This window comes from Thiocapsa roseopersicina (assembly GCF_900106925.1).
GTDB lineage: Bacteria > Pseudomonadota > Gammaproteobacteria > Chromatiales > Chromatiaceae > Thiocapsa > Thiocapsa roseopersicina.
The window spans coordinates 1-13821 of sequence record NZ_FNNZ01000015.1 but is presented as its reverse complement, the minus strand read 5'-3'; the positions used below and the strand labels follow the sequence as shown (position 1 = coordinate 13821).

General features: G+C 65.4%; 15 protein-coding genes. 3 read left to right on the top strand and 12 right to left on the bottom strand.

The window, feature by feature from the left end; genetic code table 11:
- Positions 1 to 158: 158 nt before the first annotated feature.
- The 6 genes from BLV04_RS15520 to BLV04_RS15495 all read right to left on the bottom strand — a co-directional run bounded on the left by BLV04_RS15520 (position 159) and on the right by BLV04_RS15495 (position 4464).
- Complete coding sequence (locus tag BLV04_RS15520; RefSeq protein WP_093034061.1) at positions 159 to 872, bottom strand: class III cytochrome C family protein; 714 nt, start codon at positions 870 to 872, stop codon at positions 159 to 161.
- Positions 869 to 1447, bottom strand: coding sequence for a hypothetical protein (locus BLV04_RS15515; RefSeq protein WP_093034058.1), 579 nt, complete (start codon positions 1445 to 1447; stop codon positions 869 to 871). The genes BLV04_RS15520 and BLV04_RS15515 overlap by 4 nt, the downstream gene beginning before the upstream one ends.
- Positions 1448 to 1449: 2 nt before the next feature.
- Positions 1450 to 2757, bottom strand: coding sequence for a 2Fe-2S iron-sulfur cluster-binding protein (locus BLV04_RS15510; protein ID WP_093034055.1), 1308 nt, complete (start codon positions 2755 to 2757; stop codon positions 1450 to 1452).
- 108 nt (positions 2758 to 2865) lie between these two features.
- A complete protein-coding gene (locus tag BLV04_RS15505) occupies positions 2866 to 3468 on the bottom strand; it encodes a diheme cytochrome c (RefSeq protein ID WP_093034052.1) in 603 nt (200 codons plus the stop codon).
- A gap of 16 nt (positions 3469 to 3484) precedes the next feature.
- Positions 3485 to 3841 carry a DUF1924 domain-containing protein gene (locus BLV04_RS15500; protein WP_093034332.1) on the bottom strand — a complete coding sequence of 119 codons (357 nt, stop codon included), beginning with the start codon at positions 3839 to 3841 and terminating at the stop codon, positions 3485 to 3487.
- Positions 3842 to 3849: 8 nt separating this feature from the next.
- The gene (locus BLV04_RS15495) at positions 3850 to 4464 is read right to left on the bottom strand and encodes a cytochrome b/b6 domain-containing protein (protein WP_093034049.1); all 615 of its coding nucleotides are present in this window, start codon (positions 4462 to 4464) and stop codon (positions 3850 to 3852) included.
- A gap of 145 nt (positions 4465 to 4609) precedes the next feature.
- Between BLV04_RS15495 and BLV04_RS15490 the strand changes: the two genes are divergently transcribed.
- The 3 genes from BLV04_RS15490 (at position 4610) to BLV04_RS15480 (ending at position 7197) form a co-directional block, all read left to right on the top strand.
- The gene (locus BLV04_RS15490) at positions 4610 to 4969 is read left to right on the top strand and encodes a PepSY domain-containing protein (RefSeq protein ID WP_245731917.1); all 360 of its coding nucleotides are present in this window, start codon (positions 4610 to 4612) and stop codon (positions 4967 to 4969) included.
- Entirely contained in the window at positions 4969 to 5631 is a 663-nt protein-coding gene (locus BLV04_RS15485) for a response regulator (protein WP_093034043.1), read from the top strand. Before BLV04_RS15490 ends, BLV04_RS15485 begins: the two co-directional genes overlap by 1 nt.
- A 186-nt stretch (positions 5632 to 5817) precedes the next feature.
- On the top strand, positions 5818 to 7197 hold the full coding sequence (locus tag BLV04_RS15480; protein ID WP_093034040.1) for a sensor histidine kinase: 1380 nt from the start codon (positions 5818 to 5820) through the stop codon (positions 7195 to 7197).
- Positions 7198 to 7493: 296 nt separating this feature from the next.
- Here BLV04_RS15480 and BLV04_RS15475 read toward each other — a convergent pair whose 3' ends face one another.
- The 6 genes from BLV04_RS15475 to BLV04_RS24980 form a co-directional block, all read right to left on the bottom strand.
- Complete coding sequence (locus BLV04_RS15475; RefSeq protein ID WP_175534656.1) at positions 7494 to 7871, bottom strand: hypothetical protein; 378 nt, start codon at positions 7869 to 7871, stop codon at positions 7494 to 7496.
- Between the two features lie 56 nt (positions 7872 to 7927).
- Positions 7928 to 8548, bottom strand: a complete 621-nt coding sequence (locus BLV04_RS15470; RefSeq protein ID WP_093034034.1) for a hypothetical protein — start codon at positions 8546 to 8548, stop codon at positions 7928 to 7930.
- A gap of 263 nt (positions 8549 to 8811) precedes the next feature.
- A complete protein-coding gene (locus BLV04_RS15465) occupies positions 8812 to 9471 on the bottom strand; it encodes a response regulator (RefSeq protein WP_093034031.1) in 660 nt (219 codons plus the stop codon).
- The gene (locus BLV04_RS15460) at positions 9468 to 11291 is read right to left on the bottom strand and encodes a two-component system sensor histidine kinase NtrB (protein WP_093034028.1); all 1824 of its coding nucleotides are present in this window, start codon (positions 11289 to 11291) and stop codon (positions 9468 to 9470) included. Before BLV04_RS15460 ends, BLV04_RS15465 begins: the two co-directional genes overlap by 4 nt.
- A 99-nt stretch (positions 11292 to 11390) precedes the next feature.
- Positions 11391 to 13073 (bottom strand): hypothetical protein, encoded by a 1683-nt coding sequence (locus BLV04_RS15455; protein WP_139191945.1) that lies wholly within the window; start codon positions 13071 to 13073, stop codon positions 11391 to 11393.
- Positions 13074 to 13218: 145 nt separating this feature from the next.
- The coding region (locus BLV04_RS24980) for a hypothetical protein (protein ID WP_175534655.1) at positions 13219 to 13821 on the bottom strand (603 nt) is incomplete at its 5' end.

Below are 13821 nucleotides of genomic sequence, written 5' to 3'. Positions count from 1 at the left end.
GCCCTCGCACATTGCGCGTTCGCGCTGTCTCTCCGGCCTGGCCTTTCGTGCTTGACGATCGAGCGACGGCCGACCTGTCCAGTCGGCTGTCGCTATGTTTCTTGTACCGCCGACCAGGCCGCAACACAATCCCGCCGGCGGGTCCCGAAGCATCCGGTTCAGTCGTCGTCGCCTCCCTCCTCGCCGTCCTCGGCATCGCCGCTGCGATGACATTCCACGCAGTCCTCGAAGTCGCGGATGCCTTCTTCCAGATGCTCCTCGCGGATGCCGGAGCGTGAGTGCTCATGGCATCCGTAACAGGTGTAGCGACTGTAGTTGTCGCTCATGTGGCAGGTTGCGCAGGCGGTGGTGTGGTCTTGGTCGAATCGGAAGAACCGATCATGGTCGAGCGTCGCCGGTGCCCAGCGATCCCGGGAGTGGCACTGGCCGCACTCGCCGAGGATCTCGCGATGAAGGCCGTCGCCGGGGCGCAGGTGACACCCGGTGCACTGGTCCCGCAGACCCGTGCGCAACAGGTCGTGCGAGAACTGTCCGATCGGCCGAAACGCCTGCACGCCCCGATGGTCGCTATGGCAGGCGACGCAGTCCTGCTCGATCAGATCCTGATGAAAGGCGACGAGCTTCTCTTCGTCGGCGATCGGCACGCCTTTGGTCGTGACCAGGCCGATTTCCGCCGGCTTGTGGCATTGGGTGCATCGGCCCGGTGTACTGCCGATAAAGGGCTGATGACAGGCGAAACAGTCGGTTTCCAGCGCGCGATGAGCCTCGATCAGGTTGCCCGGCGCAATCATCAGGTGCGGATAGACAAGCGCGAGTACGAGTAAGACCGCTAGGTTGGCAGCGACGAGATAGGCGATCGTTTTACCGTTCATTGCCACTGCCAGAAGAAGAGGATGCTGAGGATATGGGCGAGGCCGAGAACGCCGAACGCCATCGTGATCGGGATATGGATCGTCCGCCATTGCTTCATCACGTCGACGGTGACGGCGTCCCAGAAGACCTCTTTTTCGACCTCTCCCGCCGCGACACCGCGCTGCGAATAGGTCTCGCGCTTCGTGCCCAAGCGGCGTCGGGAGCGGTCCAGCAGGTACTGACCGGTCATCCCGCTCGCCACATTGATCAGCATCGCGATGAGGGCAAGCCAAGGCAGGATGGCGTAGACGTGGACACCGGCGTGAACCAGGATCATCAGGACACCGAGCCACGCGAGAATCTCGTGTAACTGCAACAGCCGCTTGGGCTGACCGAACCGAATCAGCTTGCGCTTGCGCATGGAGTAGCCAAACGACAACAAGATCAGGATGGTCCCCGGGATGCCGAGATAACGCCCGATCCAGTAGAGATCGAGTGCATGGAGCAGGGCATCCGTCATGGCGGTGGCAACGATCAGCGAGCCGAACATCACCAGGAAGGGCAAGACCTCTCGACGAACGATCGAACGGTTCATGGCTAGATATCCAGGGTGAGGTCGGTCGACGGTGTTGCGATACACAGCAGACAGTGGCCGGGTTTCACATCGGCGTCGGGCTGCTGCCGATACAGCACCTCGCCCGCCTCGATGCGTGTTTCGCAACAGCCGCAGCTGCCGGCGCGGCAGCCGGAATCGACACGAATCCCTTGATCTTCGATCAGCTCCAGAAGGGACTCGCTTGCGGCAGGATCCCACGGCACGGAGGTGCCCGATTTGCCGAAGCGCACGGTGATCGGGCTCTCGCCCTGCGCTTGGGTCAACGTTTGGCCCCGATTCAGCGAGGCGGGGCCGAAGGATTCGTAGTGGATATTCCAGGCCGGCACGCCGGCGGTTTCCAGCGCGGGAACCAACGCCTCCATCATCGGAGGCGGGCCGCAGACGTAGTATTCGTAGCGACCGAGGTTCAGGACCTCTTGCAGAAGTCGGATGTCGATGTACCCCCGATGGTGATAGTCGATCCCGGGGATATCCGCGTCGGATGGATTGGCATAGACGACACGCAGATGAAAGCCAGGATGGGTGTCGCGCAGTGTCTCCAGGTGCTCCTTCATGATGTGCTCGGTGCCGTTGCGCACGCCGTAGAACAGCCAGACCTCGCGTGGATCGGCCCAATGGGCCAGGGCGTTGAGGATACTCAGCATCGGGGTGATGCCGATGCCGCCGGCGATCAGCACGATCGGCAGATCCCCGTCCTCGATCAGGTGAAAGTGCCCCGACGGTGCCCTGACGGCGAGGCGCGTGCCTTCCCGAACCAAGTCGTGGAAATGGCTCGATGCCACGCCGCCGGGAAGTTCGGCCCGTCCGGGCGGAGCAGGCACACGTTTGATGGAGACACGATAGAGGTCGGATCGTGGGCGATCCGAGAGCGAATAACACCGCACGACGCCCTTGGTCGATCCGGCATCGCCGTTCGGGATCTCCAGCTTGAAGGTGAGATATTGGCCGGGGCGGAAGGCCGGGAGTCGTGCGCCGTCGGCGGGAGCCAAATGGAACGAGCAGACGTCGCCGTTGCGGTCTTCCGGGGTTCGCCGTTGAACGACAAACTCCTTGTACCCGGCCCAGGCCGAAGGAAAGACGTCGAGCTCGTCAGGATCGACGTTGTCCTGGTTCTCCTCCTCCGCATCCGAGGGCGTCCGATACGGCGGCGCGCCCGGTCCGCCGCCGAGCGCCTGGGTTTGCAGTGCGCGGAACTTGCCTCGGTAGCGATGACGGGCGACCAGCGCAAAACCGGCCACCTGCCCCAGAATCAGAACGCCGATCAGGCTTGAAAGGGTTGCGGTACTCATGATGCCTGTCCAATCAAAATTGTCCCCGGCGGCCGGCTCAGGTACATACCGCACCCGGCCACCGGGGATGAGGTCGAGGCCAAATCTCGACGTAGCCCGAGCAGGCGCTCAGTCCTCCCAGCGTCCGTAACCGGGGATGGAGACCTGCTTTTCGTTGAAGACACCCTCGGCGGCCCCGCGGTGGCAACTGTTGCATTGGCTGAAGCTGCCGACCTCCGGGTTGCCCGTGACCAGACGTGCCGGGATCTCGTCATGCTCGTGCATGAAGTAGCGGGTCTCGGTGATGCGCGGGAGCGTCGTCCCCGGGCCCGATGCCGTTGGGTTCGCGCTCACCGCAAAGGCCCGCGAGCGCGAACGCTCGGCTTGGTCGGCCGAATTGTTCAGCAGAAAGGCGGTGATATCGGCGCGGACGTCATCGGCCAGCGAGGCGTCGTCGCCGTAGTGGTCGCTCAGCCCGGCGGGACTCATGATCTGCGTCCAGGCATCGCCGGGCAGCAGACCCGGCTGATAGGCCATGTGGCAGGAGCCGCATTCCGCGCTGTAGGTCGCATTCGCGACCGGGGCGACATCGGGGCGCGACTTCACCCAGCCGCCGCCTTTCTCGTGTTTTTCGTGATCGTCGTCGTCTGAATCGCCGAGGGCCAAGCCGACGGCGCCCAATGAGAGGATTGCGACGGCCAGCATGGCGACCGTCTTTGTCGATGTGCGCATGGGGGGCAGCTCCTGATTACCGGGTTTGGATGTAACTGATGAAATCGGCCTTCTCCACGGGGGTGCATTCGCGCCCGAGGGTCCAGCGACAATTGCGCAGCAGCCATTTCTCGACCTTGGCTTGATCAGTCAGGCGCTGCGGATTCACCGATGGCGCCAAGGGCTCGATGACCTTGTTGGTCACCGCGTGTTGGCCAGGTTTGGTCAGGTCACGGCCGTGGCAGGTGACGCAACTGCGCGCCGGCGAGCCGTCGGTTTGCGGGTATTCCTTGGTCCAGGCCGCAGCACCTGCCGCGGCGTCGCCGGCGAAGGACGCGGTCGGGCCTGCCGAGGCGCCGCACACGAGGATCAGAACGGCCAGATTCGTTTTCATGTCGGGTTTCATTGGATGTCCTTCCGCTTTAATCCGGTGATCATGCCGCCGATCAGGTTTTCCCGATGGGACAGGCTGGAGAAGATGACGCCGGCCACATGGGCGACGATCAGTGCGAGGGTGAGATTGGCCATAACCTCGTGGACCTCCTCGAAGAAGTGGCCCCAGGACCCCGGAAGGCTGCTCATCATCGGCGCCAGCGGGCCTGAGAGCTCTTCCGCGCCGTAGACCGCCAGCCCGCTCAGTCCGGTCAAGGCGACCGCAATCATCAGGGCGATCACCATGGCGCCGCCGGCTGGGTTGTGTCCGAGATAGCGCGGGGCGCGCAGCCGCAGAGCGTCCCGGACATAAGCCAGGACGTCGCTCGGCTTGCGCACGAAATCGCTGAAACGGGCGTGACGGGTGCCGATCAGGCCCCAGACCAGGCGCACGGCAATCAGGCTCAGCACCAGGTAGCCGGCCCACACATGCACGCCGAGGAGGTCGTCCTCGACGATGAAGGCGGTGGCGAAACCGCCGACCAGTGTCCAGTGGAAGATTCGCACGAGAGGATCCCAGACGCGGATGCGTTCCGGGCTTTCGTGTCGGGTGATCGCCGGTGCGATCATGGTCTCGGTGGTCATCTGCTTGCTCTCCTGATCTCTGCGTTGACGATGGCTCGGCCGCGATCGATCGCGGCTTGGGTGCAGATTACGGGGGAGTGCCTGACGAAACCCTGTGCGCCCTTGTCAGCAAACGGTCAGCTTGGTTCGGTCCATAATGGGCTCCATGCACACCCAGCCGTTCTTGCGTCGTCGATTCTTGGCCGCCGTCTTGATGTCGGCCATGGCCCCGGCCATGTCACTTGCGGATCCGTCGGGACACGAGGGCATGGGCGCGGCGCGCCATGATCACGACCGTGCCCGACACGCCTTGCAGCAGGGCGAGGTCCGACCGATCGCCGAGATCCTGCGACGGGTCGCGGACGAGGTGCCGGGGGAGGTCATCGAGGTGGAGCTCGAGCGCGAGAACTGGCTCGGCAAGCGACTCTGGGTCTACGAGATCAAGCTGATCGCGCAGGACGGGCGATTGGTGGAGGTGCTGGTCGACGCCGCGACGGCCGAAATCCTCGCGGTCGAGGAGGACTGATGCGCCTGCTTTTGGTCGAGGACGACGTGCGGCTCGCCGAGGGCTTGGTTGCCGCGCTGGCGGGTGCGGGCTTCGTGGTCGATCACGAGACCGACGGCGAGGTCGCCTGGTTCAAGGGCGATACCGAGAGCTATGCGGCGGCGATCCTGGATCTGGGCCTACCGAGCATGGACGGGCTCTCGATCCTGCGCAAATGGCGGGCGAACGGGCAGCGGTTTCCGGTGCTCATCCTGACCGCGCGGGGTGATTGGAACGAGCGGGTCGAGGGCATCGACGCCGGGGCCGACGACTATCTGCCCAAGCCTTTCCGAATGGAGGAGCTGCTGGCGCGTCTGCGCGCCCTGGTGCGTCGGTCCGCGGGGCAGGCCAGCGCGGTGCTCGTCAACGGCCCGGTCGTCTTGGACACCCGGCGGATGGCCGTGACGGTCGATGGTGTCCCGATCCATCTCTCCCCGCAGGAATACCGTCTCGTCAGTTATCTGATGCAGCACGCCGGGCGCGTCGTCTCCCAGCTCGAGCTGACCGAGCAGCTCTATGCGCAGGACTTCGAGCGCGAGTCCAACGCCGTCGAGGTCCTGGTCGGGCGGGTGCGCCGCAAGCTCGGGGTCGATGTGATTCAGACGCGGCGGGGGTTCGGGTATCTGGTCGAGGAGGCGTATTGAACCGCGTCCGGAGTCCAAGCATGTGTTGGAGTGAGCGTGATCGCTTGAGGTCCGGCGCGCGGTCGGCGCGACGCGGTTCAAGTGAAGATCTGAAAAGACTTAAACCGCGTCATCTCCAAGAGGCTTGGTCGCTGCGGTGTATGGCCTTCAGTCGAACCCAATGTGTCGCGCGCGACGCGGTTTAACATGACCCGCCGCTCGCTGCGCGCCCGCCTCTGGATCGGTGCCGCACTCTCCATCACGCTGGCCCTGGTGGTCGCCGGGCTCGGTCTTCTGACCCTCTTCGAGCGCCATGTCGAGCGGCGCATCGGCGAGGAGCTTCGGGCGCAGCTCAACCAGCTCGCCGCCGCGGTGACGGTCACGCCGGAGGGGGAGGTCGAGCTCGCGCGCGAGCCCGCCGACCCGCGTTTCGGACAGCCCTTGAGCGGGCTCTACTGGCAAATCGACGGCTCAGCCCGGCCGGGGCTGCTGCGCTCCCGCTCCCTCTGGGATCATGTGGTCGAGCTGAGCGACGATGATCTGGATCCGGGCACCGTCCACGCCCATGAGGTCATGGGTCCGGACGCGCAGCGCTTGTTGGTGCGCGAGCGTCGCATTCGCCTGCAGGCGGTTGACGGGCTCACGCCCTTGCGGCTCATGGTGGGGGTCGATCGGGCGGAGCTGATCGCGGCGCGGGATGCCTTCGCCGCCGACATGCTGCCCTATCTCGCCCTCATTGGGCTGGTGCTGGCGCTGGCGGCCTTCGTCCAGATCCAGACCGGCCTCGCGCCGCTCGACGCGGTTCGACGCGGTCTCGGCGAGATTCGCACCGGCCGGACGCGGCGGCTCGGTGAAGCCTACCCGGACGAGGTCATGCCGCTGGTCGGCGAGGTGAACGCCCTGTTGGAAGCCCGTGAGCAGACGATCGAGCGGGCGAGGGCCTGGACCGCGGACCTCGCTCACGGACTCAAGACCCCGCTGAGTGCGCTGGTGGCGGATGCACAGCGTCTGCGCGAGCAGGGCAACGCGCCCCTGGCAGACGATCTGGAGCACTTGGCGATGGCCATGCGGCGGCGGGTCGAGCGCGAGCTGGTGCGCGCCCGGCTTCGCTCCGGTGCGGGTGTCCATCCATCCCATGCCGACGTGGTCGAGACCATTCACCGACTGCTGCGCACGCTGCAACGCACCCCGGAGGGCGCGCGGCTGGACTGGCAGCTGGTCGCGCCTGCGCAGGCCCGTGCCGCGGTCATCCAAGACGATTTGCTGGAGCTGCTGGGAAATTTGCTGGAGAACGCCGCCAAATGGGCGCGGACCGAGGTGGACATCCGGGTGAGCGTCGGCGATCGAATCGAGATCGGCATCGAGGACGATGGTCCCGGTGTCCCGGCGGAGCAGACGCCGCGGCTCGGCGAGCGTGGTTTACGTCTCGACGAGCGCAGAGAGGGCAGCGGATTGGGACTTGCGATTGCCCGGGATGTCGTCGATGCCTACGGCGGGGTACTCGTCTTCGAGACGGCGCCCAAAGGGGGGCTCGCGGTGAGCGTGCGGCTGCCCGTGGGTTCGACGAGCCCCATGATGCCCGCGTGATCGGGGCGCAAAGCGACTCCTTCACCATATTGCGACCCGCACTGGCATGCGTCTTACTCCTCGCCGCCGAGATTTTCGTGACGAGGCCCTCCGGCGCGGCATTATCCTAGATCCGGCAGTTGAACGGCCCCTGGAGTGCGTCCCGCGCGGTGTCCGGCAAGGCGCGACGAGGCGGCGTAGTGGTTCTACGCCAACGAGTTGCAACGCAGTCGGGCGCCGCGCGGGGCGTGCTCCAGGGGTCGTAGCGGCCTTCACCCGGCAGGTGAGCCGTCAGACGAGCACGATCGTCAAGGCCGTCAAGACCTTGCATGAAGCACGAAGCGGTCAACTGCCGGATCTAAGATTATCCACGGCGGGCGCTTCGACATGCTCCAGGGGATTATATTGTCGCGTGTGCCAAGCCGCTCGCCGAGCTCGAAGTCGCTGCTGCGTCGGCGCGCGCCGCACTGCAACAGGCCGTCGACGCCCCGGCGCAACAAGTCGCGGAGCAGGAGATAGGTGGGGAAGAAGGCATCGCCGAACAGGATGTCGCTTGGCTCAAGATGTTTGCGCAGGCCACGGAACAACATCTGCTCGTCGCTGCCTTGCCCTCGCACTGCCCAGTGGCGGCGTCGTGCAAGGCGCCGCTGGCCACTCGCCACGAGCATGCCGTAGGAGTCCTCTTTTGGAAACAAGAAACCGCCCTGAGGGCGGCTAAGGGGAGGAGTGACTGGATTCCTCGGTAGCGTCGCTAGAAGTCGCCCTGCAGAACCGGCCAGATCGCATCGACGGCGATATCGATGACGTCACCGAGTTGAACATCCGGCAGTTTCGGCGCATCCGCCATATCGGCACATCCACCGGTCCCGTCGACCAGACCGGTCGGGTCTTCCTTCAGAGAAAGAGAATAGACGGCGTAATCGCCCACCCCGTCGCCGTCGGTGTCGATGACGTCATCGAACACGAGGTTGCACGTTGCGTAGTACTGGTTGGCGTCAGGCGTCGCGTATCTGAAATAGGCGCCGACCGCATTTACTCCATCGGTCAGTCCCAGCGATTCGTTGGCTACTGCCCCGTTCTTCGTGACGAGTCTCAGGCGAATGTTGATGTTGAGCACCCGGCTCACCAGGGTGTCGCCGTCGAACAGGCTGTATCTTGCCCAACCGCCTCCCAGGAAGTCCGGCAGCGGATTCAGTCGTGCCGCGAGTTGATCGACCTGGTGACCGGAGGCCAGCTCGGCCTCCACCGCGGCCGTCTCTTCGGTCAGGAAACGGTTCGTGGTGTCGGCGCCCTCGCCGTACTGCACGAAGTCGCGGAACGCATCGTTGTCGTCCCGTAAATCAATGCGCGTGTTGTGGATGTCGTTGGGCATGTTTGCCCATCCCGGCCCCCACGGACTCATGTGGTCTGCCTGGGCCGTCGTCAGAAGAGCGGACGCTGCGACGAGGAGTGTTCGCAATAGCTTCGAGTACATGGTTCGGTCTCCTTCGTAAGGCCAGGGCGTCTGCCGCCAAACCTCAACCTGCGCCGGGCGCGCTGCCCTGGAACGTTCGGACTCATGTCCTTTATAGGCCGCGGCGGGCGCGCCGAACATGGGGCGTATACCCCCCAGGGCGCCGCCAGGGCGCGATGGGCTCACGGCGCGACCAGCCCCTCGCGGATCGCGTAGCGGGTCAGCTCGACTCGGTCGTGCAGGTCCAACTTCTCCATGACGTGCTGGCAGTGATGATCGACTGTCTTGACGCTGGTGCCGTCCAGGCGGGCGATCTCCTTCTTGGACATACCGCGGGCGAGATAGGAGAGGATCTGTTTCTCGCGCGCGGTCAGCAGCTCCAGCCGGCTTCGGGGCTTCTGGGCCAGGCGGACGCCGCCCGGACCGATCTCGAGACGACTCTCCACCTCGGGCGCAAAGCAGGTGCCGCCGCGGATCACCGTGCGGATACAGGTGATCAACGCCTCCGGATTCCGGCCCTTGGTCAGGTAGCCGCCCGCACGGACCTCCAGGGCCTGAGAGATGAAGCCGTCGTGCACATAGGCGGAGAGAAACAGGATCCGGGTGTCGGGCAGCCGGTCCCTCATAAGATGAGCGGCCTTGAACGCGGAAAGGCCGGGCATGTCGATGTCCATCAGGACCAGGTCCGGCCGGTGCGCGAGGCACGCGTCCAGGGCCGCGGAGGCGTCCGCGACAGTGCCGATCACCTGAAGGTCGGGTTCCTCCGCGAGGCGGCGCGCGAGCATGTCGCGGAGCAGGTCGTGGTCGTCCGCGATGAGCAAGGTCGCAGGGCTCCGGCTCATGGGGGTGTGCCGCCCTTCGCGATCAGGCTCACCAGCTCCGCCAGCGGCAGCGGCTGCTCGAGGACCATAAATCCGGCGTCCTCGTACTCACGCACCGCGGGAGAGTCGCGCTCAGTCATGATGAGCACGCGGGGTCGCACCCCGGCCGCAGCGAAGGCCTCGCTGCAGTCGTGCGCCCTGCAGTCGGTGAAATCCGCGTCCAGCAGGACTGTTAAAGCCAACTCACGATGCCGCAGCAAGGCATCGAGCAGTTCACGCCAATCGACCATCTGCTCGGTCTCGAGGCCGAGCCGGCCGACGGCGGAGGCCAAGAGTTGTGCCCGATAGGCGTCGTGCGAGGCGATCAGCAGCATTCCCTGAAGGTCTGTGGCGTGCGCCGGGACCGCGACCGACGCCGACTCGTCGCGCGGGAAGCAGAGCCGGAAGGTCGCGCCTTCGCCGAGGAACGAGTCGACGTCGATGGTCGCCCCGTGGTCGAGGGCGATCGCGTGCACGATCGCGAGCCCGAGTCCGGTGCTCTGCCCGCGTCCCTTGGTGGTGAAGAAGGGCTCGAAAATGCGTCCCCTGATCTCCGGCGGTATCCCCTGGCCGGTGTCCGACACGGAGAGACAGATGACCGAGCGGGCTGCGGCGCGCGCGGGGCCGGCGTCTCCGGCGTCGCCCTCGCTGAGCGCGACGGTGAGCCGCCCGCCGGCAGGCATCGCGTCTGCGGCGTTGGTCGCGAGATTGAGCAGCACCTGCTGCAGCTGGTTTCTGTCTCCGATGATCCGGCACTGCCCCGGCGGCAGATCCGACCGCGTCAGGATCTCGATGGCGGCCGGCAGCGTCTGTCGCAACTGACGGGCGGTCTCGGTCAGGAGGAGGCAGAGATCGAACGGCGCCCGTTCAGGTCCGGTATTGTGACTGTAGGTCAACAGCGCGCCCGTGACTGCGGCGCCTTGTTGGGCCGCGGCGTGGATACCATCGAGGCTCGCGTGGTCGATCTGCCCCCGCGCGGCCGCCCGCGAGGCGAGATCCGCATAGCCCTGGATACTGCTCAGGAGGTTCTTGAAATCGTGCCCGACTCCCGCGGCCATCTGGCCGAGGGCCTCCATCTTTTGGGCCTGACGCAGATGAACCTCGGCGTTGATCCTCTTTCCCAGCTCGGAATCAGCGCGCGCCTGCCAGTTGTGCAGGCGCACACCCAACAGCCACCACAGTCCCCCGGCGAAGAGCAGCACCGCGACGTCCACCGAAAAGAAGACGAGCTCGTTCTCCCCGTGGGACCGCAGCCGCCCCCGCAAGCGGTCGTAGACGGACTTGGCGAAGGCATCCATGGTCGCGCACAGCACACCCGTGCCCTCCACATAGTCGGGCGAGTGAAGCAGGTTTAGGGCCTCGTCCTTGCGGCCCTCCAGGGCCGCCACCATGGCTTTCGCCTCGATGGTGCGGAGCCTCCGCGTGAGGTCGACGAGCCCCCCGAGCCCGGCCCGCTCCGGGGCCTGCTCCGGCAGCCCGAGGTCCGCGTCAAGCTCCGCCTCCAGACGCCGCGTCGCATCGTCGTAGTCCGTTCTCCGGTCCTCTCCGCCGCCGAACAGCACGACATGGTGCGCCGCTTGAGTCAGCTCCCAACGGAGCTTACGGACCTGTGCGACCGCCTCGGTCTGCCCCACGAATTCGGTCGCGATCTGGCCGAAGAAACGGTGGGACTCGTAGATATGCCAACCGAGAAAGGCGATGAGCAGCGCCGCGACCGCGTTCGCGAGCAGGAACCCTCCCGGGAACGGCATTCGCCGCTCAGAGGGCGGATCCTCGGGATAGGGCGGAGCCAGGTGTTTCATGGCGTCAACTCAAGCTCGCATCGCCGGTCGCAGTCTCTGCCCGAGCGTCCTGATGCCCGAGCGACGCCGGCCACTCGGGTGCCGGGTCGTCGGCGGACCTTATTCAGGCACCTCGGTCAGATAGATACCGGCCCAGCCCGTTTCCTCGGTGCCCATGCTGGCGTTGATGACGAGCGAGTTTCCGCGGAAGCCGTCGCGCTCGATTCCCATCTCGGTCACCGGTAGGGCGGCACCAAGGTCATCGACGGCCTCGGGGTCGATCAGGGATCCGTCCATGTCCGTCTCGACCAGGGTGAGCAGTGAGGCCTTCCCGGGTCCCTCTCGAAGGTAGATGCCGTCCACCGGTTCTGCATAGGTGCCGCTCATCAGAATACCCGTCCTGGCCTTGAATGCGGCGTGGAAGGTCGCGTCGGTCAGAGTCCCGTCGACCAGCCCCGAAACGGCCACGAAGCTCGCCGAGCGCCAGCGCGCCAGCTCGCCGTCATCGTCCCCTTCGCCAGTTCCCGGGGTCCGTCCGGAGAAGTTCCAGTAGACGAAGTCGTCATAGTCGGCTGGCGTCTTGGCAACCACCTGGGTCTGTCTGGTTCCGAGGTCGTGGACAAAGATCCCCTGGTTCACCGGGACCGTCGTTATAAAGCCGTTCGGGTGCTGCTGATTGCAGAAAGCTACGCGGTCGGCGTTGCCTTCGGTCCTGCACTGCAGGACCAGGGTCTTTTTCTCAGTCCCCCAGGCGCCCCAGAAGGCCACGAATCGGCCGTCGAAGGAGACGCCCTCTCCCAGCCTGTTGAAGCGTGCCTTGCTGTTTTCCCCGGGGACCTGGCCGCCAATCGCGACGAGCGTCCTGAGCGGAGGCTGCGTCGTCCCATTCAGCGGAGCCAGGTAGATGCCGCCGAGGGTCGGTTTATCCTCGTTGTCGAAGCCGGCAAACACCATCTGGCGGTTGGCTGCGCTGGGCGGCGCTGTGGAGCCGAAAATCGTCCTCGTGCCGGGGATAAAAGTGTCGAGGCTGTTGGCGATCAGTACCACGGGGTTGGAGCCGCCCGCGGGTTCCAGGTTGTCCGCCGATAACGGGATCGGGGCGTTCTCAAGGTCGCGGTAGTAGACACCGGTCTTGCCGACGCCATTCACCGGGTAGTTACCCTTGAAGGCGATGGTGGCGCCGTCGGTCACCGCTGGGGCCCCGGGGAAGACGTCGAAGGGCGTGCCGGGTGCCTCGGGGACCTCGAAGAACGAGAAGTCCGGGACCGCGCCGAGCTTGCTTGCGCCGGCGATCAGGTCCCCGAAGGGGTTGGTGTAGACGCCGGTGGTTCCCGCCCGCGTCTCTGTGACATCGTCAAGGAAGTATCTCCACACCGGCTGGTGGTTGCCCCGCGTGGCCACGGTATCCATCCCGATGTCGATGCGCGGGAAGGACGGCGGCTCGATGAAGGTGCTGTCCAGATTGTTGGGCTGGGGCACCAGGGTGCTGCGGTCGAGAATCCTGACCACCGGACCCGCCGCCGCCATGTCGCGGGTGTAAACGCCGTGGACGGCTTGTCCCCCTTGACCGCCGCGACTGCGCGCCCGGATCACCACCACCTGGTTGGCGTTGACCGAGGGCTGGTTGTAGCTGTTGAAGGTGCGGCACGGGGGTGTGCTGGGAGCTGTCGGCACGCATGAGTCGGTCGGCATGAAGTCGCCGTTGTTCACCACCGTGGTCCAGGTGAACCAGGGGGGCGCAGGCGGTGCGCCTTGTGTTCCTACCGCAGTGATCGCAAGCGTCGCAACTCCCAGGGCGGTCATGGCGAGCTGCCGTTTTCGAGTGTTCATTTCACTCCTCCCGTATTCTTGTAGAAGATGAAACGGCCGGGGAGGTCTGCCACTCCTGCCCCGGCCTGCTTGCGGCGTGCTGCTATGGCGCTCGACGTTTGTACGAGCCGAGAGTCAACTACCTCGGCTTGCCACCTCCACCGCCACCACCCGTGACCACGTTGATGTCGATGTAAACGTTGTTGGGGTCGGACCAGACTCCAGCGTCAACACCGCCGAATTGGACAAGGGCTGAGCTGGTGAATTGGATCCTGTAACGTCCTGCCACGCCGACGCGCAGGTTGTAGCCGTACACGACCTTGCCGGTCGCGTTGATCTCGGCCGTCGGGCTCGTGCCCGGTGGGACCGCGTACATGCCGGTGTCGAGGTTCAGGACGCTGAACGTGATGTCAGCGTCATGCACCAGCCACTGCCCCGGCGTGAAGCCAACCGGGAAGTCGGTGGGGAACGGCAAGACGTCTGGGGAACCAGCGCTGTGCCCGTAGGCGGATTCCCGGTCGAGCTTGCTCGGCTCCAGCTTGGTGACCGTGTAGCCTTGCAAGCTCGCAAGCTGCGGATAGTCGGTCAGGTTCTGGAGAACGATCTCGACCCGGATCGGGCTGCCGACCTTCAGCTGCGCGTCGCCGTGAGTGCGGTCAGCGATTTTGATGGTTTCGCGATCAAGTTGCGTGATAGGGGTCGGCGAAGCGCTCCCCCGGTCTCGCGCGGCCGGGGTGTGGGC